At 72.0% G+C, this 21,544-nt stretch carries 21 protein-coding genes and 1 tRNA gene; 10 read left to right on the forward strand and 12 right to left on the reverse strand.

Annotated features, from left to right (window positions below; translation table 11 throughout):
- Positions 1-6: 6 nt before the first annotated feature.
- The 8 genes from C464_RS01985 to C464_RS02020 are packed head-to-tail and all read right to left on the reverse strand — an operon-like array spanning position 7 to position 7,663.
- Positions 7-741 (reverse strand): cob(I)yrinic acid a,c-diamide adenosyltransferase, encoded by a 735-nt coding sequence (locus C464_RS01985; RefSeq protein ID WP_006111824.1) that lies wholly within the window; start codon positions 739-741, stop codon positions 7-9.
- Positions 738-1,502, reverse strand: coding sequence for an adenosylcobinamide amidohydrolase (locus C464_RS01990; RefSeq protein WP_049910771.1), 765 nt, complete (start codon positions 1,500-1,502; stop codon positions 738-740). The genes C464_RS01985 and C464_RS01990 overlap by 4 nt, the downstream gene beginning before the upstream one ends.
- Entirely contained in the window at positions 1,495-2,559 is a 1,065-nt protein-coding gene (locus tag C464_RS01995) for an aminotransferase class I/II-fold pyridoxal phosphate-dependent enzyme (RefSeq protein ID WP_006111826.1), read from the reverse strand. Before C464_RS01995 ends, C464_RS01990 begins: the two co-directional genes overlap by 8 nt.
- The gene (locus C464_RS02000; RefSeq protein WP_006111827.1) at positions 2,556-3,293 is read right to left on the reverse strand and encodes a GTP--adenosylcobinamide-phosphate guanylyltransferase; all 738 of its coding nucleotides are present in this window, start codon (positions 3,291-3,293) and stop codon (positions 2,556-2,558) included. The genes C464_RS01995 and C464_RS02000 overlap by 4 nt, the downstream gene beginning before the upstream one ends.
- Positions 3,293-4,090, reverse strand: coding sequence for an adenosylcobinamide-GDP ribazoletransferase (cobS, locus tag C464_RS02005; RefSeq protein WP_049910772.1), 798 nt, complete (start codon positions 4,088-4,090; stop codon positions 3,293-3,295). Before cobS ends, C464_RS02000 begins: the two co-directional genes overlap by 1 nt.
- Positions 4,087-5,133: a CobD/CbiB family cobalamin biosynthesis protein gene (locus C464_RS02010; protein WP_239640168.1), complete on the reverse strand. Its 1,047-nt coding sequence runs from the start codon at positions 5,131-5,133 to the stop codon at positions 4,087-4,089. The genes cobS and C464_RS02010 overlap by 4 nt, the downstream gene beginning before the upstream one ends.
- 47 nt (positions 5,134-5,180) lie before the next feature.
- Positions 5,181-6,521, reverse strand: coding sequence for a cobyrinic acid a,c-diamide synthase (locus C464_RS02015; protein ID WP_006111830.1), 1,341 nt, complete (start codon positions 6,519-6,521; stop codon positions 5,181-5,183).
- Positions 6,518-7,663: a nicotinate-nucleotide--dimethylbenzimidazole phosphoribosyltransferase gene (locus C464_RS02020; protein WP_006111831.1), complete on the reverse strand. Its 1,146-nt coding sequence runs from the start codon at positions 7,661-7,663 to the stop codon at positions 6,518-6,520. Before C464_RS02020 ends, C464_RS02015 begins: the two co-directional genes overlap by 4 nt.
- A 355-nt stretch (positions 7,664-8,018) precedes the next feature.
- On the opposite strand from C464_RS02020, the gene C464_RS02025 reads away from it, so the two are divergent.
- The 3 genes from C464_RS02025 to ubaA all read left to right on the forward strand — a co-directional run bounded on the left by C464_RS02025 (position 8,019) and on the right by ubaA (position 11,022).
- Positions 8,019-8,609 (forward strand): 50S ribosomal protein L15e, encoded by a 591-nt coding sequence (locus C464_RS02025; protein WP_006111832.1) that lies wholly within the window; start codon positions 8,019-8,021, stop codon positions 8,607-8,609.
- Positions 8,610-8,822: 213 nt separating this feature from the next.
- Complete coding sequence (locus tag C464_RS02030; RefSeq protein WP_006111833.1) at positions 8,823-10,139, forward strand: hypothetical protein; 1,317 nt, start codon at positions 8,823-8,825, stop codon at positions 10,137-10,139.
- A 70-nt stretch (positions 10,140-10,209) separates the two neighbouring features.
- The gene (gene ubaA / locus C464_RS02035; RefSeq protein ID WP_006111834.1) at positions 10,210-11,022 is read left to right on the forward strand and encodes an SAMP-activating enzyme E1; all 813 of its coding nucleotides are present in this window, start codon (positions 10,210-10,212) and stop codon (positions 11,020-11,022) included.
- A gap of 19 nt (positions 11,023-11,041) precedes the next feature.
- On the opposite strand, the gene C464_RS02040 is transcribed toward ubaA, so the two are convergent.
- Entirely contained in the window at positions 11,042-11,437 is a 396-nt protein-coding gene (locus C464_RS02040; protein WP_006111835.1) for a zinc ribbon domain-containing protein, read from the reverse strand.
- A 111-nt stretch (positions 11,438-11,548) separates the two neighbouring features.
- Between C464_RS02040 and C464_RS02045 the strand changes: the two genes are divergently transcribed.
- The 7 genes from C464_RS02045 to C464_RS02070 all read left to right on the forward strand — a co-directional run bounded on the left by C464_RS02045 (position 11,549) and on the right by C464_RS02070 (position 18,929).
- Positions 11,549-11,929 carry a Rid family detoxifying hydrolase gene (locus C464_RS02045; RefSeq protein ID WP_006111836.1) on the forward strand — a complete coding sequence of 127 codons (381 nt, stop codon included), beginning with the start codon at positions 11,549-11,551 and terminating at the stop codon, positions 11,927-11,929.
- A complete protein-coding gene (locus C464_RS02050; RefSeq protein WP_006111837.1) occupies positions 11,930-12,235 on the forward strand; it encodes a hypothetical protein in 306 nt (101 codons plus the stop codon).
- A 27-nt stretch (positions 12,236-12,262) separates the two neighbouring features.
- A tRNA-Ser gene (locus C464_RS02055) sits at positions 12,263-12,344 on the forward strand.
- 525 nt (positions 12,345-12,869) lie between these two features.
- A protein-coding gene (locus C464_RS17115) for an IS630 family transposase (protein WP_099046391.1) occupies positions 12,870-13,870 on the forward strand; the annotation gives its coding sequence in 2 pieces (ribosomal slippage) (positions 12,870-13,362 and positions 13,362-13,870; 1,002 coding nt in all).
- Positions 13,871-14,434: 564 nt separating this feature from the next.
- The gene (locus tag C464_RS19110; protein ID WP_006111840.1) at positions 14,435-14,602 is read left to right on the forward strand and encodes a hypothetical protein; all 168 of its coding nucleotides are present in this window, start codon (positions 14,435-14,437) and stop codon (positions 14,600-14,602) included.
- 103 nt (positions 14,603-14,705) lie between these two features.
- Positions 14,706-17,303 carry a DNA topoisomerase I gene (locus C464_RS02065; protein ID WP_006111841.1) on the forward strand — a complete coding sequence of 866 codons (2,598 nt, stop codon included), beginning with the start codon at positions 14,706-14,708 and terminating at the stop codon, positions 17,301-17,303.
- Between the two features lie 87 nt (positions 17,304-17,390).
- On the forward strand, positions 17,391-18,929 hold the full coding sequence (locus tag C464_RS02070) for an ATP-binding protein (RefSeq protein ID WP_006111842.1): 1,539 nt from the start codon (positions 17,391-17,393) through the stop codon (positions 18,927-18,929).
- Positions 18,930-18,942: 13 nt separating this feature from the next.
- On the opposite strand, the gene C464_RS02075 is transcribed toward C464_RS02070, so the two are convergent.
- From C464_RS02075 to thsB, 3 genes are all read right to left on the reverse strand, one after another.
- Positions 18,943-19,311 carry a DUF192 domain-containing protein gene (locus tag C464_RS02075; RefSeq protein ID WP_006111843.1) on the reverse strand — a complete coding sequence of 123 codons (369 nt, stop codon included), beginning with the start codon at positions 19,309-19,311 and terminating at the stop codon, positions 18,943-18,945.
- 37 nt (positions 19,312-19,348) lie between these two features.
- Positions 19,349-19,603, reverse strand: coding sequence for a glutathione S-transferase N-terminal domain-containing protein (locus tag C464_RS02080; protein WP_006111844.1), 255 nt, complete (start codon positions 19,601-19,603; stop codon positions 19,349-19,351).
- A gap of 209 nt (positions 19,604-19,812) precedes the next feature.
- Complete coding sequence (gene thsB, locus C464_RS02085) at positions 19,813-21,459, reverse strand: thermosome subunit beta (protein ID WP_049910776.1); 1,647 nt, start codon at positions 21,457-21,459, stop codon at positions 19,813-19,815.
- Positions 21,460-21,544 lie beyond the last annotated feature (85 nt).

Below are 21,544 nucleotides of genomic sequence, written 5' to 3' on the forward strand. Positions count from 1 at the left end.
CCATCGTCAGTACTCCGTCCCCCGGCGGGCGCGCTGCCCCTCGTCGAACGGGTGCGCGACCTTCCGGACGTTCGTGATCAGGTCGGCGACGCCGTCGAGGTAGTCGGGCTCGGCGTGGCTCCCGGTGAGGACGAGCTCGAGGTCGTCGGGCTTCGACTCGGCGAGGCGGACGACGTCGCCGGGGTCGACGAGCCCGCGGTCGGCCGCGTACAGCAGTTCGTCGAGTATCAGCATGTGGACGCCCGCCTCGGGCTCTCCGTCGAGGGCGAGCGGTTCGGTCAGGTCCGCCTCCGCGGCCCCCGTGACGAGCGCCTCCGCGCGGTCCAAGGCGGCCGCCGCCTTCGCCTCGTGCTCGTCGTCGGCCGAGCCGTCGAGCAGGCCGTGCCAGCCGTAGTGGCCGGCGTTCTCGTAGGAGAAGCCGGGGACGGCCGAAATCGCGTTGTACTCGCCTCTGACGCCCTCGACGCTGTCCGCGCCCCCCTTCATGAACTGGAGCATGTGGACGCGGTGGCCGTGGCCCGCGGCCCGGAAGCCCATCCCCATCGCCGCGGTGGTCTTCCCCTTGCCGTCGCCCCAGAACGCCTGGACCAGCCCGAACTCCTCGGGGGCCGCGGGCTCGATGGGCTCCGGCTCGGGAGCCGCGCCGCCGCCCGGAGTGTCGGCGCGGCCGCGTTCCGTCTCTTCGTCGGCGTCGGTCGGTTCCTCCTCGTCGGTCGATGTGTCGTCGTGGTTCGTGGTCATGGATCGAAGACCTCCGCCCGGTCGTCGGTGACGACGCCGTGTTCGGCGTCGGCCGCCGGCCCGGGCACGTCGCCGTCCGGGTACCGCGACCGCAGGCTCGCGCGGACCGCGTCCCGGACGCAGGCGCGGGCCGCCCCGCCGACCGCCGTGGCGCTGCCGGAGAACTCGGCCGGCTCGCCGTCCGGGTCGTCGGCGACGACGACGGCGTCGCTCGTCGTCCCCGGGACCCCCGCCGCCGCGAGCAGCGTCGCGGTCTTCGCCTCGGCCGCGACCGCGACGAGGTTCGCCGCCGCTCCGGGGCCGAGCCGCCGCGTCGCCCCGACGATCAGGTTCACCGTTCCGGGGGGATCGACCGGCGACCCGGCGGCCTCCGGGGTCGACCCCTCCGAGTCGTCCGCGCCCGTCGGCTCTATCGGTAGCATCGCGGGGTTCGAGAGGCCGACCGTCGCGTACGCGACGACCGGTCCGAGCCGCGCGCCGCGGGCGTGTTCCATCGAGACGCCCGTGAACAGCGTCGGCGGCCCGTCGCGGTCGGCCGCCAACCCCTCGGTGCCTCGGCCGTCCTCCCCGTCGGCGAACCCGGCCCGCGCCAGCCGCTCGTCGCGGTAGGCCGCGAGGTCCGTCCGAGCGAACCCCTTCGGGACGGTGACGTTGTACGCGGTCGCCGCCCGCGACCGCCCGCCGTCCCACCCGGTCGAGAGCCAGCGCGTCCCCGGCCGCCGGAGCCGGAGGACGCCCTCGCTGACGGTCGCCTCAAACATCGGCGTCGTCACCTCGGCTGCCGTCTTCCGTCTCGCCGCCCCCCTTCCCGTCGACGCCGAGCGCCGCGAGGAGCCGGTCGTTCTCCGCCGGGCGGCGGACCGCGACCCGGACGTGCGAGTCGAGACCGCGGAACGTCCGCGCGTCGCGGACGGCGACGCCCCGGTCCCGGGCGCGCTCGACGACGCGGTCGACGTCGCGGTCGCCGACGTCGACGAGCAGGAACGGCGCGTCGCTCGGCGCGACGTCGTAGCGCTCGCCGAGCGCGCTCCGTATCCGCTCGCGCTCGCGCCGGACGCGGTCGCGCGTCTCGCGGACGAACTCTCTCTGTCGGAGGCAGTACTCCCCCGTCGCGAGCGCCGGGGCGCTCACGTTCCACGCGCGGCGCGCGCCCCGCAGCGCCGCGCCGAGGTCGCCCGTCGCGACCGCGAAGCCCGCCCGGATCCCGGGGAGCCCGAACAGCTTCGTGAGCGCCCGCGCGACGACGACGCCGTCGGTGCCCGCGAGCGACTCGCGCTCCGTGAACCCGAGGAACGCCTCGTCGACGAGCAGCGCGGTGTCCGCCGCCCGGCACCGCTCCGCGAACGCGAGCAGCGCCTCGCGGTCGTAGCCGGTCCCGGTGGGGTTGTTCGGGGTGCAGACGACCGCCAGCGCGTGGCCGCGCGGGTCGGCGTCGAGGATATCCTCGGCGTCGACGAACGACGGCTCGCCGCCCCGGAGCCGGACCTCGCGGCCGTACTCGCCGAAGCTCGGCGCGGGGAGCAGGGCCGTGTCGCCCGGGTCGACCGCGAGCGCGATCGCCGTCCGGGTCGCCGCCAGTCCGCCCGGCGTCGGGACCACGTGCTCGGGCTCGCAGCCGACGTAGTCGGCGGCGGCCGCCCGGAACGCCGCCGGCGGCTCCGGGGGGTACGTCCGCGCCGTCTCGAAGGCCGCGCGGTAGACGCGTTCGACCCCGTCCGGGACCTCCGGGTTCGTGTTCGCGCTGAAGTCCAGCAGGTCCGGGTCGTCGCTGCTCCCGTGCGGTTCGCGCCCGAGCGCCGCCGCCCGATCGCGGTTCACGGGCGGTCACCTCCCTCGGCACGCTCCCGACCGCCGAGCCACGCGATCCCACCGCTCGGGACCGCGGGCGTCTCCCGGTCGCCGGCGAGGGTCCGCTCGGCGAGTCGACGGTCTCCGGGACGGTTGACGTTGAGCGCGAGGCGGGCGTCGCGGGTCGCGCGGACGGCCTCGTCCCCCGCGCCGTCGAGCGTTCCGACGACGTTGACGCCGGCCGGGAGTCGCTCGTCTGGCGTCTCCCCGTCTCCGCCGGCCGCCTCGTCGCCTCCCGAACCGTCGCCGTACCGGGTCGCGGCGTCGGCGCTCGCGCCCAACTCGCGCTTGCGCGCGGCGGGGACGCGGACCGACAGGGAGTCGCTCCCGGCCGCGGCGTACGCGTCGAGGACGGCGTCGACCGCCGGCCCGTCGAGCAGCGGGAGGTCGACCGCGACGGTGAGGACCGGCGGTTCCGGACCCTCGGCCAGCGCCGCCCGAAGGTCCGCGACGTACCCGTCGCCCGGCGTGTCGACGACGACGAGACCGAGCGGTTCCCCCCCTGAACCGGGAGTCGCTCCGCCCTTCCGCTCGACCAGTCGGTCGCGGGTCCGCGGCGTGTGCGGCGAGACGGCCGCGTAGGCGGTCTCGACCCGGCTCGCGGCGAGGGCGTCGAGCGTCCGGTCGACCATCGGCCGCCCGGCCACCGGCGCGAGCGGCTTCTCGCCGTCGCGGTCGAGCCGCGTGCCGCGGCCGCCGCACATCACGAGAGCGTCCACGCGATCACCCCCGCGTGGAGCCCGACGACCCGGGCCAGTTCGTTCGTCGCGCCGAACACGTCGCCGCTGACGCCGCCGAGCCGCGAGCGCGCCCAGGCGAACGCGAGCGCCCCGACGACGACCGCGGCGGTGAACACGCCGGCGACGACGCCAGCGCCGCCGGAGCCGAGGACCGCCCGCCCGCCCAGCGCCGCGGGCACCGCCGCGAGCGCGACGCCCGCGAGCGAACGGGGGCCGGAGGCCGCGGTCAGCGCCGACCCGAGCCCCTCGTGAGGGGCGTCGCCGACGCAGACGAGCGCCGCCGTCGCGGCCTTCGCTCCCACCTCCGCGAGGACGACGAGGACGACCGCGTCGGCGAGAGAGCGGGCCGCAACGTCCGCGACCGCCGCCCCGGCGGCGACGAGGCCGGCGACGACCAGCGCGAGCGCGACCGTCCCGCCCACGCCGAGCGCGGAGTCCTTCAGGACGTCCCGTCGGCGGTCGGCGTCGCCGTGGACGACCGCCGCGTCGCCGACGTCCGCGACGCCGTCGAGGTGGGTGATCCCGGTGACGAGGGACAGCCACGCGGCGAACGCGACGCCGACCGTGAGCGGTGGAACTTGGACCGGGACCAGCGCGGCCGCGGCGACCGGGAGCGCGACGAGCGCGCCGATCGCGTACCCGACCGCCGGCATCGCCGCGGGCGTCCGCCGGAACGCCTCCCAGTCCTCGTCGGTGCGCCCGACGGGAATCCGAGAGAGGAACCCGAGCGCGCCGCGGAGCGCCGCGACCGCTCTCGTCACGACCACGCGATCACCCCCGCGAGCGCGAGGAGCCACGCCCCCGCGAGCGCGAGCGCGACCCCGCCGCCGACGGCGACGAGCCGCACGGCGTCGCGGGCGGCCGCGGGCGACGGCGGCTCCGGGCCCCCGTCGAGGACGTACGCGCCGGGCTTCTCCAGCCGGACGCCGAGCGCCGCGGCGGCCGTCGCCATCGGCCACCCCGAGTTCGGCGAGGCGGGCTCTCGGGCCAGCGACCGCGCGCGCCGCAGGCTCTCCGGCGACCTGGCCGCGACCGCGAGGCAGCACGCCGCGACCCGCGCCGGCAGGAACATCGCGGCGTCGTCGAGCAGGGCGCTGGCCCGGCCGACCGGCTTCGACCGGTAGCCGAGCATCGAGTCAAGGGTGTTCACGGCCTTCACCCAGGCCGCGGCCGCGACGCCTGCGACCAGCGCGCTCTCTGCGATCGCGGCGCGTCCGGCGACTGCGGCCGTCGCGCCGACCGCGCCGGCCTCGGGGAGCGCGCCGGTCGCAGCGACCGCGACGGCTCCGGTCGCGCCGGCGACGAACCAGCCGAGGGGCGCGACGAACCCGTCCGCGAGGTTCTCCGCGGCGCTCTCGACCGCTGCGCTGCGGAGCGCGGCCGGAGAGAGGTCTGCCGGGTCGCGCCCGACGAGCGCCCGGACCGACTCCCGGGCCGCGTCCGGATCGGTCTCGGTCTCGGCGACGACCTCGCCCGTCACGTCGAGCAGCATGCGGAGGCTCGCGACCGAGAAGCAGACGACGGCCGCCGCGGCGACGGCGGCGACCGGAACGCCGGCCACTCGCGGCCCGTGCGCGGCCGCGACCCAGACGACCCCGCCGCAGACCGCGGCCGCGGCGAGAGGGAGTCCCAACGCGACCGCGACGCCGACGAGCCGCGGGTGCGTCCACTCCCGGTCGAACCGCCCGACGAGGGTCCCGAACAGCGCGACCGGGTGGACCCGGCGTGGCGGCTCCGCGACCGCGAGGTCCAACCCGACGGCGAGCGCGACCGGTGCGAGGAGCGTGACGGCCGAGGGGACCAGCGCGGCGACGGCGGGCTCGGCGACCCCGGCGACCGCAGCGCCGCCCGTCACGACTCCACCTCGTCGAGGAACGCGTCGAACGCCCCGCTCTCGGGGTGGACGTGACAGTACGTCCCGAGCGTGCGGTGTTCGGTCAGCCCCTCCCGGTCGCCGTCGATGCCGGTCCCGCGCTCCACGTCGAACGCGAACCGAGCGTCGGACGCGACGTCGGCGGCGGAGTAGTGGAACTCGTGGCCGCGGAGCCGCGCCCCAGCGTCCGCGGTGAGCGCGCCGCGGCGGGCGCGGAGTTCGACGTGGTCGAGCGCCCGATACCGCTCGCGGCGCTCGACGCTCGCGGGGAGGACGCCCGCCATCTCGTACGTGCCGCCGTCGGCGGTCGTCAGCGCCTCCGCGAGCGCCATCAGCCCGCCGCACTCGCCGAGGACCGGCGTCCCCTCGGCCGCGGCGTCCGCGACCGACGCGAGCGCCGGCCCCTCGGCGAGCGCCGCGGCGTGGAGCTCCGGGTAGCCGCCGGGGAGGTAGACGCCGTCGCAGGCCGGGAGGTCGTCGCCGGCCGCGGGCGCGAAGGGGACGACGGTCGCGCGCTCGCCGAGCCGCTCGCGGGTGGCCGGGTAGACGAACCGGAACGCGGCGTCGTCCGCGACCGCGATCCGCGGGCGGTCGCCGCCGTCGTCGCCCTCTCGACCGTCGCCGCCCGCCGCTCCCGCCTCCGGGTCGGTCGCGGGGAGCGTCGGCTCGCGCGCGATATCGAGCAGCCGGTCGGTCCGCAGCGTCTCGGCGGCGTCATTGAGCGCCGCGTCGGCGAGCGGAGCCTCCCCGCCCATGTGGAGTCCGAGGTGTCGGTCGGGGACTTCCAGGTCCTCGCGCGGCGGGATCCGACCGCAGTAGGCGAGCGAGTCGGGGAGCGCCTCCCGGATCCCCGCCTCGTGACGGCCGCCGTGCGCGCGCTGGGCGACGACGCCGACCACGTCGAGGTCGTGCGGCGTGCGGTCGGCGTACGCTTCGAAGCCGAGCGCGGTCGCCGCGACGCTCTCCATCCCGGCGCTCGCGTCGACGACGAGGACGACAGGGAGGTCGAGCGCGGCGGCCACCCCGGCCGTGCTCGCGGCGCTGCCGTCGTACAGTCCCATCATCCCCTCGACGACGCAGACGTCGCCGTCGCCGCGGGCGTAGTTCCGCCGGAGGCCGTCGTCCCCCTGAAGCCACGGGTCGAGGGTGCGCGACGGCCGCCCGGCGACCCGGGCGTGGTGGCTCGGGTCGATAAAGTCCGGGCCCGCCTTCGCGGGCTGAACGGTCCGACCGGCGTTCTCGAACGCGCGGATCGCCGCGAGGGTCGCGACCGTCTTGCCGACGCCCGACGCCGTACCGCCGAGGACGAGTCCCCTCACGGCAGGTCGCCTCCGTTCGCCCCGGCGGGCCCGTCTCCGTTCACGGCGGGGGGTCCGTCTCCCCCGTCGGTCTCCGTTCGCTCCGCGAGCAGTCGGTCGGTCACGGCGGCGACCGTCTCGCGGACGGCGGCGTCGCCGACCCCGGCGCGCTCCGCGAGCGCGAGCGCCCCGCCCATGCCGACGCCCTCCTTCGCCTCCCCGCGGGCGTACGCCGCCATCGCGGGGTGATCGCTCTCGCCGAACCCGGGGTCGGCCGCCGCGAGGGTCAGGTCGAGGTCGGCGGCGAGCGCCGCGAGGTCGGCGGTGGGGTCGTCCGCGACCAGCGACGTGGTCGCGAGCGGGAGCGGTCGCTCGACGCCGGCGTGTCGGGCGAGCGCCGCCGCGGCCGCGAGCTGTGTGCCGCCCGCGAGGGTGACGTCGATCCCGGTGTCCGCGCAGCCGACGACGATGCCGGCGACCGCGGCGAGGACGGGGTCTCCGGCCAGGCGGACCGCCTCGATCGGGTCGCCGGCGGCGTCGCCGGGGGCGAGGCCGCTCGCGTCCAGCGCCTCGTCGACGACGCGGCGCTTCCGCTCGATTGGGTTCGCCGGCAGCGACGAGGAGACCGCGCCGCGCTCGCCGAGCGCGGTCAACGCCCCGAGCGCGGTGGTCGTCCCGCCGGGGATCGTCTCGGCGACGAGCAGTTCGGCGGGCTCGCCGGCCGGTCCGCTCTCCGGGTCGGCTCCGCGTCCGTCACCGCTCGGGGGCGCGGCGAGCTCCGGTGCCAGCGCGCGAGCGCGCTCGAAGACGGTCGCCGCCTCCGGGACCGGCTCGGGGTCGCGGACGTCGCCGCCGGGGGCCGCACCGACGTCCCGGACGGCCGCCGCGGTCGGCGCTCCGAGTCCGGCGTCGACGGACTCGACGGGCAGGGCCTCCGGACCGAGCAGCTCGCGGACCGCGCGGGTGACGACCGCGGGCGTCGGACAGCCCGTCGGACTCACCGGCACGGGCGAACCGGACGCGGGGCGTCCCGCCTCGACGATCTCGAGGTCGGCGCTCGGCGTGTGAACGCGCAGCTCCGGATCCGCGCCCGCGGCGCTGATGCCGTCGATGGCGGCCGTCTCCGTCGTTCCCGCGACGACGACGAGCCTCACGTCCCCCACCGGGACCCCCCTCCGTCGAACCCGCGTGCCGGCGGCGCGGCGTCGAAGTGTACCACTGCCGGTTCATCGATACAAGTGGACTTTAATCGATCGACGCACTGTGATCGCTCCGGGCTTCCCGACCAGCCCGGCCGAGGGCGTCGCCCGCCCGGCCTCACGCACCCGTGGCACGTCTCCCCACGCGACCCGCGGAGCGAAGCGGTTAAGGGCGAACCACGGGAATTCTCGGTAACTCGCTGGTGCGGACACAGCGGGCACTCGCCGCCGGGGCCGCGGCCGGACCGACCGCCGCGCGCCCGGGACGAGACGACATGTGGCCCCTCGCGGCTGAATCGCAACCGTCCGCAGACACACAATGGCACGAAGCTTCTACTCGCACATCAAGGAGGCATGGCGGTCCCCCAAGGAGGGGAAACTGGCGGAACTGCAGTGGCAGCGCAAACAGGAGTGGCGCGACGAGGGCGCGATCGAGCGCATCGAACGCCCCACTCGGCTGGACAAGGCCCGCGAACTCGGCTACAAGGCCAAGCAGGGCGTCATCGTCGCCCGCGTGAGCGTCCGCAAGGGCGGGTCGCGCAAGCAGCGCTTCAAGGCCGGCCGCCGCTCGAAGCGGCAGGGCGTCAACCGCGTCTCGCGGCGCAAGTCGATCCAGCGCATCGCCGAGGAGCGCGCCTCGCGGAAGTACCGCAACCTCCGCGTGCTCAACTCCTACTGGGTCGGTGAGGACGGCTCCCAGAAGTGGCACGAGGTCATCCTCGTGGACCCCGCTCACCCCGCGATCGAGAACGACGACGACCTGAACTGGATCTGCTCGGACGACCACAAGGGCCGCGCGTACCGCGGCCTCACCTCCGCCGGTACCAAGGGCCGCGGCCAGCGCAAGCGCGGCAAGGGCACCGAGAAGACGCGCCCGAGCGTCACCTCGAACGACCGGCAGGGCAAGTAACACCGCCGTCGACGTTCGGTTCTCGTTTTTTCACCGACCGCGCCGCCGAGCGGACGCGCCGTTCGACGCGCTCGTTCTCCGCCGATTCCACCGCCCGACGCCCCTGTCGCCAGCCGCCCCCGCCGGCTCTCGCCCGAATCGCGCCCCGATCGGCGGCGGCGCAAGAGCAAAGAGACCGCGTCACATACGAACTGTAGTCATGGCGATCGCCACGTGACCGCGAACACGCCGATCCCGCCCGACGAGTTCGCGACCGCGCTCGCGCCGCTCGACGCGGACGCGTTCGCGACGCTCGTCGCCGACGCGTACGCGGCGACCGCCGACGCCGCCGACGCCGACCCGCCCCGCGTTACGGTGCGAGACGGGGACCGGCGGACCGAACTGCTCGTCGTCTCGGCCGCGGACGGACGCCTCCCCGACGGCCCGGCCGACGCCGTCGTCGTCGCGAGCGACTCGCTGCTCGACGACGGCGCACTCGACGCCGACGCGACGGTCGTCTCGCCGGAGGACCTCCGCCAGCGACTCCTGTACGCCGTCCCGCCGGCGGAGGCGAACGCGATCGCCGGCCGGACCCTCGGCGTCCCCGTCCGGTCCGAGTCGTACGACGCGGTCGCCCCCGAGGCCGGCGCTGCGGACGACCGCGGAGACGGAGCGGCGGCCGACGCCGGCGACGCGCGGAATGACGGTGCCGACTCGAACGCCGCCCCCGCCCCCACCGATCGCGACGACGGCACCTCGGCGAGCGTCTCGCGGGCGAACGACCGACCGAGCGGCCCCGCCGCTAGGGGACGCGCGAGCGACGAGTCGGGAGACGGTTCGGCCGCCAGCGCGTCGAGCGACCGGCCGGACCGTCGGACCCTCCTCGCCGCGGTCGCCGTCGCCGCGCTCCTCGTCGCGGCGGCCGGGGCCGGGTTCGCCGCCGGCACCGCCGGGATCGGCGGGTCGGGAGGTATCGCCGGCGGCGGCGACGACGGGACGACCGACTCGCCGTCGGCGGACTCGGACGCGGACGGGCCGACGGACGACGGCGGCGACGCGAGCGGAGCGGGCTCCGCGGACGGCGACGGCGGGAACACCGTGTCGGTCGCCGACGGCGACCTCACCGGCGAGGCCGCGCGGAACACGGCGCTGTCTCCCACCTGCGAGCGGTCCGCGCTTCAGGTCGTCCAGATCCAGATGAACGCGCTCCGGTACAACGACAACGAGACGAACGACGGCATCCGGACCCTTCGCGCGTTCGCGTCGCCGCAGAACAGGCAGGTCGTCGGCTCCGTCGGCGAGTACGTCGAACTGTTCGAGACGGCCCGGTACGGGCCGATGCTCACGTACGACACCGCGCAGTACTCGGTCCCGGAGATCGCCGACGGGACCGCCGCGGTCGAGGTCGTCACGCGCGAGAACGGCACCGTGACCGGGCGCTACGAGTTCCGGCTCGTCCGGGTCGGCGGCGGGAGCGCCACCACCGACGGCTCGCTCGGCGGCGTCGACGACTGCTGGATGACCGACGCCGTGGCCGCGTCGGCGGAGTGAGCGTCGGTCGGGGAGAGTCCCGGCCGCCGTCGGGAACACGATTATATCCGCGCCGGCACTGGTCGGAGTCATGAGTCTCTCCCTCGACGCGACCCAGCTCGACCGCTACTCCAGACACGTCATCTTGGACGATGTCGGTCCGGAGGGGCAAAAGCGGCTGCTCGACGCCCGCGTCCTCGTCGTCGGCGCGGGCGGGCTCGGCGCGCCGGCGATCCAGTACCTCGCCGCCGCGGGCGTCGGAACGCTCGGCATCGTCGACGACGACGTCGTCGAGCGCTCGAACCTCCAGCGACAGGTGATCCACGGCGACGGCGACGTGGGGCGCACGAAGGTCGACTCCGCCGCCGACTTCGTCGCGGACCTCAACCCCGACGTCGACGTCGAGCGCCACGAACTGCGGCTCGACGCGAGCAACGCCCGCGAGCTGATCGCGGCCCACGACGTGGTCGTCGACTGCTCGGACAACTTCGCCACCCGCTACGTGGTGAACGACGCCGCCCGCATCGAGGGGGTCCCGGTCTCGCACGGAGCCATCTACAAGTTCGAGGGACAGGTGACGACGCTCTCGCCCGAGGGCCCGTGCTACCGCTGCCTGTTCCCCGAACCGCCGGAGCCCGGAACGGTGCCGGACTGCGCCAGCACCGGCGTCCTCGGCGTCCTCCCCGGGACAGTCGGCTGCCTCCAGGCGACGGAGGCGGTGAAACTGCTCATCGGCGCGGGCGAACCGCTCGTCGGTCGCATGCTGTTTTACGACGCGATGGACCTCTCCTTCGAGACCGTGCCGTACGCGCGCAACCCCGACTGCCCGGTCTGCGGCGACGACGGCATCGACACCATCGACGGGATCGACTACGCCGCCGGCTGTCAGATCGACGCCGCTTGACGGTCTCCCCGGGTCGCGCTCACAGCGACCGGTCGGCCATCGCGGTCCCCGCGGTGACGCCGCCGTCCTCGTCGACGAACCCCGACTGCGCGCACCAGCGGCAGTACCGGTACCCGGCGCGGTTCTCGGCCCCGCAGTGCCGGCAGACGACCGTCTCCCCGTCGGCGTCGAGCGGCGGCGGGCCGTCCTCGCCGTCCGTCTCGTCCGCTCCGTCGGGCTCAGGGTCCCGGTCGACCGCGAGCGCCGGCCCGACGCCCTCCACGTCGCCGTCCGCGTCCGACGACCGGGTCGCGACCGAGCCGAACAGCTCCGCGGGGTCGCGGTTCCGCCGGACGAGCAGCCACGTCACCGCGAGGTTGAGCGCCGCCACGCCGACGAAGATCGCGGCGAGCGGCAGGAGCTGGTCTCCCGTCATATGTGTCGTGTTACCACTCCAGCCGCTTGTGTCTGACGGTGACCCTCTCGCCCGCGTTCGGCCGGTCCGCTCCAGAGTACTCTTGAGGCCGCCGGTCGAATGGCCGTCCGCATGAAGGAGACCATTCACACGGACGACGCACCGGCGGCGGTGGGCGCGTACAGTCAGGCGACGACCGACGGCGACCTCGTGTTCACGGCCGGGCAGATCCCGCTGACGCCCGACGGCGAACTCCTCGACGACGCGCCGATCGCGGTCCAGACAGAGCGGGCGCTCGACAACCTCCTCGCGGTGCTGGAGGAGGCCGGCGCGGCCCCCGAGGACGTGCTCAAGACGACGGTGTTCCTCGCCGATATGGACGACTTCGACGAGATGAACGAGACGTACGCCGGCTACTTCGACGAGTCGCCCCCGGCCCGCTCCGCGGTCGAGGCGGGCGCGCTCCCCAAGGGGGTCGGCGTCGAGATCGAGGCGGTCGCCGTCGTCGAGTAGATGGGCGACGGCGAGGGCGGACCCGACGCCGGGACCGACTCGGACGACGCGCCCGGCTCCGACGGCGGCGGCCGCGCGGTCGGCGCGCCGGCCACGCCCCGCGTCAGAGCGCGGTCCGCGGCGCTGTGGGGTGCCGTCGGCGGGTTCGCCTTCCTCGCGCTCGCGCAGGGGTACCGGCTCGTCGGTCCCGGGTCGCTGCCGGTCGGTCTCGGCGGGACGGTGTCCGTCGCGGTCGCCGTCGCGGTCGCGTCGGCCGGTCTCTCCTACCTCGCCGAGGCGCGACTGCGAGCGAAAAGAAGGACTTAACAGTCGCACCGGAGTATCACCGGATGAGCCAGGATGGCCGAGTGGTAAGGCGCACGCCTGGAAAGCGTGTTCCCATCCGGGATCGGGGGTTCAAATCCCTCTCCTGGCGTTTTCGACGAACGACACGGCGAGCGGAGCGAGCCGTTCGTCGAAAACCGAGACTGAGGGATTTGAACTAGGGAGTGAAGCGAGCGCAGCGAGCGGAACGACTGGAGTTCAAATCCCTCTCTTGGCGTTCTGTCGACGCCGACTACGAGCGAGGAGCGGCAGCGACGAGCCACTGCGCTGTCGGAGAACGCCAAGCGGTCGTTTCTCAGATCGACAAAGAACTATCAACGAGGCAACTGCTCACGGTGTATGGTCATCGCACCGGACGAAATTTCGGATAACCATCTGATCGATTACCAAGACGCGACCGTGTACGGCGATTTCGAGCAGGAGCAGGTGCTTCACCGAGGCGAGGTTCGCGTTCTCCCGAACGGATGGGTCGTATTACCTATAGTAGCCGTTAGAACTTTCCGCACGGCAGATTGTACAGTACCTAATGGATCATCTCGACGAGATCTCCGTCGAAGAACTCCAAGANCTATAGTAGCCGTTAGAACTTTCCGCACGGCAGATTGTACAGTACCTAATGGATCATCTCGACGAGATCTCCGTCGAAGAACTCCAAGACGCGCTTGACAACGTCGACGGAAACAAGCCGACACAACGGTTGTTAGCTGCGATCGCGTACAAAAACGGCGTCACGCAGACTGAACTTGCCGAGTGGCACGACACCGGTCGACGAACGATCTACAGTTGGCTCAACCGACTCGATACTGACAAGCCGCTTGAACAGGCCGTTATTGATGCTCATCGATCTGGCCGAAAGCGAAAACTCTCAGAAAAACAGCAACAAGAGTTTGAACACACAGTCCACGAATCACCACAAGAGATCGGCTTTGACGCGCCGGCGTGGACGCCGGCGCTTGTCAAAGAATATCTTGAAGAAACGTACGACGTCGAGTACTCAATCCCAAGCTGTCGGCGGCTACTGAAAGAGGCGGGATTGAGTTATCAAAAGCCACGCCGTTCAGCCGCTGAATCCGACGAAAACGATCAAGAAGCGTTTCACGACGAGATCAAAAAAAGCGACGGGAAATGGACGCCACAGTAGTCTGTATCGATCAAACCAAGAAATCTGTGCAAGTCGAGCCGCGTGCCGCGTGGTTTCCGCGCGGCACGCGGCCTTCCGTCAAATTATCCGGTCAACGGGACTGGACGTGCTTGTTGGGCGCGATCACCGAGGATGGTGAGCGCTTTTTCTCTCGGATCACGGAGTATATTACTGCTGATCACGCAAAACATTTCATTTTAGCATTATGTAATGAATTCGAAGATGATCTAATAGTCGTTCTTGATGGCGCACCGTATTTTCAAGCATCGGCCGTCACGGACCTCGCGGCCCGTGACGACCTCGCATTTGTGACACTCCCGTCGTATTCGCCGGAGCTGAACCCTGTCGAGGAATGCTGGAGACAGCTCCAAGCAGCACTCAGCAACCGCTTCTTCGACTCACTCGACGAGCTTACAACCGCGATCGACACCGCTCTTGAACAGCTTTCGATTCCAAAAGTGAGTAATTATTTCTAACGGCTACTATANTCACTCGACGAGCTTACAACCGCGATCGACACCGCTCTTGAACAGCTTTCGATTCCAAAAGTGAGTAATTATTTCTAACGGCTACTATACTGACCGGCTCCTGTCCCCCGACGCAGTCCATCACATCGATCCGTAACCCCCGGCCGAACGATTCGTGAGTCGCCCGTGTCGACCGCCTTCCGGTCAGAAGCCGCCTCCTCTGAACATGACCGACCACAGACGGCGTCAAACATCACCAAAGCCCCAGCCGCGAGCTCCGCCCCGCACCGCAGCCGCACCTCACGCCTCCCCACCCTCGTCAGTCGCCCTTCGCGTCGCTCCGGGCGACTGACTCCCTCGCGCGCTGCTTCTCGGCCGCCGGGGGCGGCCGCTCGCAGGCACGCGCCACCGCATCGTTCTCCGAAAAGCGATCGCGGTCGCTTCCGGGTCTTCGGGGTATACACCGCCGCAGTCGGCCGGATCTGCCCTGATCGAGCCCGATTTGCTCGTCCCGGACCCGTCCGCACACCGACACAAGATTCATATGTGTGGGTACTGTTGACACGGGTGACGATGCCAGACACGAAATCGGGCCGCGAGCGGAAAGGGAGGAACAAGCGCCGCCAACTCGAGAACCACCTCGCACGGCGCGAACTCGACGCGGACGACGAACCGCCGGAACCGTACCGGGAGGCGACAGACGCGGAGTTCCTCGCCGAGTCCGACGACGCGGCCCGGTGACCGGCCGCCTTCGGGTCCCTCCTCACCGCTCGTTCGACCCCGCGCCTGCCGGTGATTCTCCGTCGCGAAAGCTTTAGACCGAGGTGCGGCCTATCTCGCCGCAATGAGTCGCGGCCCCGAACTGATCATCACGGAGAAAGACAACGCGGCGCGGCGCATCGCCGACATCCTGAGCGGCGAGTCCGCGACCGCGGAGCGGATGAACGACGTCAACGTCTACGAGTGGGGCGGCAAGCGGTGTATCGGCCTGTCGGGTCACGTCGTCGGCGTCGACTTCCCCGCCGAGTACAACGACTGGCGCGACGTGGAGCCGGTCGAGCTCATCGACGCGCCCGTCACGAAGACCCCGACGCAGGAGGGGATCGTCGCCGCGCTGCGCCGGCTCGCCCGCAACGCCTCCCGGGTCGTCATCGCGACCGACTACGACCGCGAAGGCGAGCTCATCGGTAAGGAGGCGTACGAGCTGGTCCGCGAGGTGAACGAGGACGTCCCCGTCGACCGCGTCCGCTTCTCCTCGATCACGGAGAACGAGGTTCGGGAGGCGTTCGCGAACCCCGACGACCTCGACTTCGAGCTGGCGGCCGCGGGCGAGGCGCGACAGACCATCGACCTCACCTGGGGCGCGGCGCTCACCCGGTTCCTCTCGCTGTCCGCGCGCCAGCTCGGCGACGACTTCATCTCCGTCGGCCGGGTCCAAGGCCCGACGCTCAAGCTCATCGTCGACCGCGAGCGGGAGATCGAGGCGTTCGACCCCGAGTCGTACTGGGAGCTGACGGGCGAGCTGGCGAAGTCGAGCGGCGACCCGTTCGAGGCGCGCTACTTCTACCTGAACGACGAGGGCAACGAGCGCGAGCGCGTCTGGGACGAGGCGGTCGCCGACGCGCTCACGGAGGCGCTCGACGCGGCCGACGGGGCGACCGTCGACGACGTCACCCGGCGGACGCAGACCGACGACCCGCCGACGCCGTTCAACACCACCGCGTTCATCCGCGCGGCGGGGTCGCTCGGCCACTCCGCCCAGCGCGCCATGTCGCTCGCCGAGGACCTCTACACCGCCGGCTACGTCACCTATCCGCGGACCGACAACACGGTGTATCCCGAGGACTTGGAGCCCGAGGAGCTGATCGAAGAACTCTCCGCGGCCTCGACGTTCGGGAAAGACGCCGCGAGCCTGCTCGACGACGACCGCGAGATCGAGCCGACCGAGGGCGACGAGGAGACCACGGACCACCCGCCGATCCATCCAACCGGCGAGCTCCCCGCCGCCGCCGACCTCTCCGACGACGAGTGGGAGGTGTACGAGCTGATCGTCCGCCGGTTCCTCGCGACCTGCGCCGACCCCGCCACCTGGGAGCGGCTGCGCGTGGTCGCGCTCGCGAACGGCGAGGCGACACCCATCGCGGAGCGCGCCGACGGGCTCGCCGCGCTCCGCGACTCCGAGGACGCGGCGAAGCCGGCCGACCTCGCCGCCGACGGCGGGCTGCGGCTGAAGGCCAACGGGAAGCGGCTGCTGGAGGCCGGCTACCACGAGGTGTACCCGTACCGCTCCAGCGACGAGCGGATCGTCCCGGACGTCGAGGTCGGCGAGACGCTGGCGCTGTCCGGCCGAACCACCGAGGCGAAGGAGACCCAACCCCCGCGGCGGTACGGGCAGTCCCGGCTCATCGAGGAGATGGAGAAGCGGCAGCTCGGGACGAAGGCGACCCGCCACCGGACGATCGAGAAACTGTACGACCGCAACTACGTCGAGAGCGACCCGCCACGCCCGACGCGGCTCGCCGAGGCGGTCGTCGAGGCCGCCGAGGAGTTCGCCGACCGGATCGTGAGCGAGGAGATGACCGCCCAGCTCGAACAGGACATGGCGGCTATCGCGGCCGGCGAGAAGGCGTACGACGAGGTGACCGAGGCCTCCCGCGAGCTGCTCTCGCGCGTGTTCGACGACCTCACCGACTCCCGCGAGGCCGTCGGCGACCACCTCCAGACGTCGCTGAAGGCGGACAAGACGCTCGGGCCGTGTCCCGAGTGCGGCTCGGACCTCCTCGTCCGGAAGTCGCGACAGGGGTCGTACTTCGTCGGCTGCGACGGCTACCCGGACTGCGAGTACACGCTGCCGCTCCCCTCCACCGGCAAGCCGCTCCTCTTAGACGAGACCTGCGAGGACCACGACCTGCGCCACGTGAAGATGCTCGCCGGCCGCAAGACGTTCGTCCACGGCTGCCCGCAGTGTAAGGCCGACGAGGCGGACGAACAGGAGGACGAGGTGATCGGCGTCTGTCCCGACTGCGGAGCGGAACACGGTGGAGACCTCGCCATCAAGCGCCTCCGTTCCGGCTCCCGGCTCGTCGGCTGTACGCGCTACCCGGACTGCGACTACTCGCTGCCGCTCCCCCGCCGCGGCGAGATCGAGGTCACCGACGAGCGCTGCGAGGAGCACGACCTCCCGCACCTCCGGGTCCACTCCGGCGACGAGCCGTGGGAGCTCGGCTGTCCGATCTGTAACTACCGCGAGTTCACCGCCCGGCAAGAGGGGTCGGAGCTCCAGGCCGTCGAGGGGATCGGCGAGAAGACCGCCGCGAAGCTGAAGGACGCCGGCGTCGACGGCGTCGACGAGCTCAAATCCGCCGACCCGGACGACCTCGCGGCCGACGTCGACGGCGTGGGCGCGGACACCGTCCGCGACTGGCAGGCCAAGGCGGACTGACCGGCGTCGCGCCGCCCGTCGCCTCGGCTCCGGCGCGATTCATAAATCCATAAACACATATGCGCGGAGTGTCTGGATTACCGACAGATGAGTGACCGCGACGCGGACTCGTCGGGCGGCAACCGACCGCCGTCGAGCGGCGACGCCGCCGCGACCGGCATCCTCCGGGCGTTCGTCGAGGCGGTGCCGACTCCGACGCTCGCCTGCGATCCGGACACGCTGGCCGTCCGCGCCGCGAACGCGCCGGCGGCCGACCTCGTCGGTCACGACCGCGGCACGCTGACGCTGATGGGCCTCCCGGACCTCGGCGAGACCGACGCCGCCGTCTCCGGCGACCCGATCGCGGACGTCGCGGCCGCCGCGTCCGCGTCCGGCTCCGCCGGTTCCAACGGCGCGAACGAGGCGGTCGAGCGGTTCGAGTGGGACCTCCGGCTCGGCGACCCGGGACTCCGGGTCGACGTCGCGCTCCACACGGCGACGATCGCCGGAAGCGAGTGGCTCGTCGTCGGCCTCTCCGACGCCACCGCCCGCGTCGCCGCCGAGGCCGAGCGCGACGGGGAGCGCCGACTCGTCGACGCGCTCGCCGACACCGTCCCGCTCGCGCTGTTCCGCTGTACCGAGGAGGGAACGCTCTCGCGGTGGAACGACCGGTTAGCCGCCGACTCGGGTTACGAGCCGGCGTCGCTGTCGGGGCGGGCGCTCACGTCGCTGTTCGACGAGGCGACGCGAGACGCGGTCAGCGAGGCGCTCTCGCAGGTGTACCGCGACGGGGAGACCGCCTCCTGCGAGGCGCGGCTGCTCAGCCGCTCCGGAGAGCGCCTCCCGTACCGCCTCTCGATCGGGCCGGTGACCGACGGCGACCGGGTCGTGGGCGCGGTCGGCGTCGGCGAGGACCTCACCGAAGCGTCGCTGAGAGAGGAGCGGCTCGCGGTGTTGACCCGCGTGTTGCGGCACAACTTCCGGAACGACCTCAACGTGGTCACCGGGTTCACCGGGCGGGCCATCAAGGCGGTCGACGACCCCGACCTCGTCACCGAACTCGAACGCGTGGTCGACACCGCAGAGCGGCTGTTGCGCCTCGGCGAGACCTCGCGGAAGGTGGAGCGGCTGCTCTCCCAGCGCCCCTCGCCGCGACCGATCGCGCTCGCGCCCGCGGTCGACGCGGCCTTCGAATCCCTCGATCAGACGGTCCGCGCTCGGGCCACCGTCGACGTCAGCGTCCCCGACGGGCTCGCCGTCTCCGCGGTCGCGTTCCTCCCCGAAGCTGTCTCCGAACTCGTCGACAACGCGATACGACACAACGACGCCGACGAGCCGCGGGTCCGGGTCTCGGCCGCGGAGCTGCCCAGCGAGTCGTGGGTCTCGCTCGTCGTCGCCGACGACGGTCCGGGGATCCCGCCGGCCGAGCGCGCCGTGCTCACCGGGGAAGAGACGCCGCTCGACCACGCGAGCGGGCTCGGCCTCTGGTACGTGAACTGGATCGTCACCGCCGGGGGCGGGAGCCTCGACATCGCCGAGAGCAAGGCCGGCGGCAGCCGCGTCGAACTGTCGCTGCGTGCCGCCGAGGGGTCATCGTCCGACGACGGGGAACTGTTCACGCTCGACGACTTCGAGGACGGAGTCTAAGCCGGTCGTCGGCTCACTCGACCAGCCGCAGCTCGTCGCCCGCCGTCACCGACTCCGCCGCCCCCGCGGGGAGTTCGATCACGGTGTCGGCGTCCCCGCGGCCGAGCCCGACGAACGGCGAGAGCCGCTTTTTCGTCGTCACCTCCCCGTCGACGAGCCACACCGCGTCGATCGCGAACGGCACGAACAGCATGTGGAGCCACTGCGTGTCGGGCTCGTCGAAGGGGAACACCAGCGCGTAGTCGCCGGGGATCGACCGCCGGAACATCAGCCCGCGGGCCTGTTCGAGCGTCGACCGGGCGACGTCGACGTCGCTCGCGAGGACGGTCTCGCTCCGGTCGCCCGTCGCGTCGGGGCGGTGTACGAGTCGCACGCGGGTCACCTCGCCGCGGGCGGATAAATAGCCTCCCGTTCGGGGGTCAGCTCGCGCCGCCGTACGTCTCGTCGAGGTACTCGACGATGTCGTCGCTCTCGGGCATTCCCTCGACCCCGTGCTCCTCGTCGACGAGGACGGGGACCCCGGTCTGCCCGGATATCTCCTCGACCTCCGTGCGGTCGCCGTGCGAGCGCGGGACCTTCACCGAGTCGTACTCCAGATCGAGGTCGGCCAGCTTCGTCCTCACCTTCGCGCAGTACGGACAGCCGTCGAGCTCGTAGAGCGTTAGATCTGCCATCGCCCCCTCATACGACCCGGACGCGTAAAGAGGTGCGGCCGTCGATGTGCGCGGCGCGCACGGGCGAGGGAGAGGCGAGCGAGCGAAGCTCTATGCGCGCCCGCCGACTTCGGCGGCCTTCCGGCTGGTGGGGTGTCGAAACGGGGGAAAACGGAGCGTTCGTGAGGCGAGACGGTGACGGGGCGTGTGAAATCAGCTTTCGGCCGACTTCACATCGCGCCGCCCATGCCGCCCATGCCGCCCATGCCGCCGCCGGGGGCACCGCCCTCGTCGTCGCCGCCCGCGGTCGAGAGGTCGCCCGCCGAAATGATGTCGTCGATTTTCAGGACCAGGTTCGCCGCCTCAGCCGCGGAGGCGATCGCCTGCTCCTTCGCGTGGGCCGTCTCGACGACGCCCGCCTCGGCCGTGTCGACGACCTCGCCGGCGAACACGTCGAGCCCGGCGTTCCGGTCGCCCGTCTCGTGGGCCGCGCGGAGGTCGACCAGCAGGTCGATCGCGTCGAGGCCCGCGTTCTCGGCGAGCACGCGCGGGATCAGTTCGAGGGAGTCAGCGAACGCCTCGACCGCGAGCTGTTCGCGCCCCTCGACGGAGTCGGCGTAGTCGCGCAGCCGGCGCGCGAGTTCGACCTCGACCGCGCCGCCGCCGGGCAGGGTCCGGCCGTCGGAGACGGTCGTCGAGACCACGTCGAGCGCGTCCTGGATGCCGCGTTCGAGCTCGTCGACCACGTGGTCGGTGGTGCCGTACAGGAGGAGCGTGACGCCGTGGGCGTCCTCGCCCTCGACGTAGAACAGCTCCTCGTCGTCGTCGCGCTCGACCGAGCCGACCGCGAGGTCGTCCGCGGTCAGGGAGTCGAGGTCGGTGACGATCGGCGCGCCGAGGACGTTCTTCAGGAAGGTCAGGTCGGACTTCTTCGTGCGGCGGACCGCCAGCACGCCCTCCTTCGCGAGGTAGTGCTGCGCGAGGTCGTCGATGCCCTTCTGGCAGAAGACGACGTCGGCGCCGGAGTCGACGATCTGATCGACCTTCTCGCGGAGCTGCTCCTCCTCTTGATCGAGGAACTTCTGGAGCTGGTCCGGGGAGTCGACGTTGACGGAGGTGTCGACGTCGGCCTCCTCGACCTCGATCGGGTCGTTGAGGAGCAGGACGTTCGCCGACTCGAAGTCGGTCGGCATGTCGTCGTGGACCGGGTCCTTGTCGATCGCCGCGCCGGTGAGCAGGCGGGACTCGCCCGCCGCGCGCCCGGTGCGCGTCTCGATGTTCAGATTCGCCAGGTCGACCACGTGGGAGCCGTCGTCGGCCGCGACCGTGACGCCCTGTACCGCGCGGACGACGAGGTCGGCGAGCACGTCCTTGTCGAGCTCGGCACCCTTGCCGGTCATGGACGTCTCGGCGACGTTCCGGAGCGTCTCGGTGTCGTCGGGGTCGACCGCCGTCGCGACCTCGTCGACCTGCTCGCGGGCGTACTCGCTCGCGAGGTTGAACCCCTTGATCACCGCCGTCGGGTGGATGTCCTGTTCGAGGAGGTCCTGGGCGTTCTTCAGCAGCTCGCCCGCGATGGCGACCGCGCTGGTCGTCCCGTCGCCGGCCTCGTCCTCCTGGGTCTCGGCGACCTCGACGACCATCTCGGCGGTCGGGTTGTCGATGTCCATCTCCTGGAGGATGGTGACCCCGTCGTTGGTGATGGTGACGTCGCCCATCGAGTTGACGAGCATCTTGTCCATCCCCTTCGGTCCGAGCGTCGACCGAACGGACTCGGCGACGCCGCGCGCGGCGGAGATGTTGTACTCCTGTGCGTCCTTGTCTTGGACGCGCTGGGCGTCATCGCCCATGATGATCATCGGCTGACCCTGCTGCATTCGCTGACTCATACAGCGTTTGATTGATTGTGATTCTATATAAATGTCTCGTTGAGCGACGCCCGGACGCACACGGGTGACGCCG

The sequence above is a fragment of the Halorubrum coriense DSM 10284 genome (genome assembly GCF_000337035.1).
Lineage (GTDB): Archaea > Halobacteriota > Halobacteria > Halobacteriales > Haloferacaceae > Halorubrum > Halorubrum coriense.

Bases quoted from the DNA above. Each gene is read 5' to 3' on its own strand.
- C464_RS01985 (WP_006111824.1), bottom strand. From the start codon at position 741: ATGACCACGAACCACGACGACACATCGACCGACGAGGAGGAACCGACC.
- C464_RS01990 (WP_049910771.1), bottom strand. From the start codon at position 1,502: ATGTTTGAGGCGACCGTCAGCGAGGGCGTCCTCCGGCTCCGGCGGCCG.
- C464_RS02000 (WP_006111827.1), bottom strand. From the start codon at position 3,293: ATGTGCGGCGGCCGCGGCACGCGGCTCGACCGCGACGGCGAGAAGCCG.
- C464_RS02025 (WP_006111832.1), top strand. From the start codon at position 8,019: ATGGCACGAAGCTTCTACTCGCACATCAAGGAGGCATGGCGGTCCCCC.
- ubaA (WP_006111834.1), top strand. From the start codon at position 10,210: ATGAGTCTCTCCCTCGACGCGACCCAGCTCGACCGCTACTCCAGACAC.
- C464_RS02040 (WP_006111835.1), bottom strand. From the start codon at position 11,437: ATGACGGGAGACCAGCTCCTGCCGCTCGCCGCGATCTTCGTCGGCGTG.
- C464_RS02045 (WP_006111836.1), top strand. From the start codon at position 11,549: ATGAAGGAGACCATTCACACGGACGACGCACCGGCGGCGGTGGGCGCG.
- C464_RS02050 (WP_006111837.1), top strand. From the start codon at position 11,930: ATGGGCGACGGCGAGGGCGGACCCGACGCCGGGACCGACTCGGACGAC.
- C464_RS19110 (WP_006111840.1), top strand. From the start codon at position 14,435: ATGCCAGACACGAAATCGGGCCGCGAGCGGAAAGGGAGGAACAAGCGC.
- C464_RS02065 (WP_006111841.1), top strand. From the start codon at position 14,706: ATGAGTCGCGGCCCCGAACTGATCATCACGGAGAAAGACAACGCGGCG.
- C464_RS02070 (WP_006111842.1), top strand. From the start codon at position 17,391: ATGAGTGACCGCGACGCGGACTCGTCGGGCGGCAACCGACCGCCGTCG.
- C464_RS02080 (WP_006111844.1), bottom strand. From the start codon at position 19,603: ATGGCAGATCTAACGCTCTACGAGCTCGACGGCTGTCCGTACTGCGCG.
- thsB (WP_049910776.1), bottom strand. From the start codon at position 21,459: ATGCAGCAGGGTCAGCCGATGATCATCATGGGCGATGACGCCCAGCGC.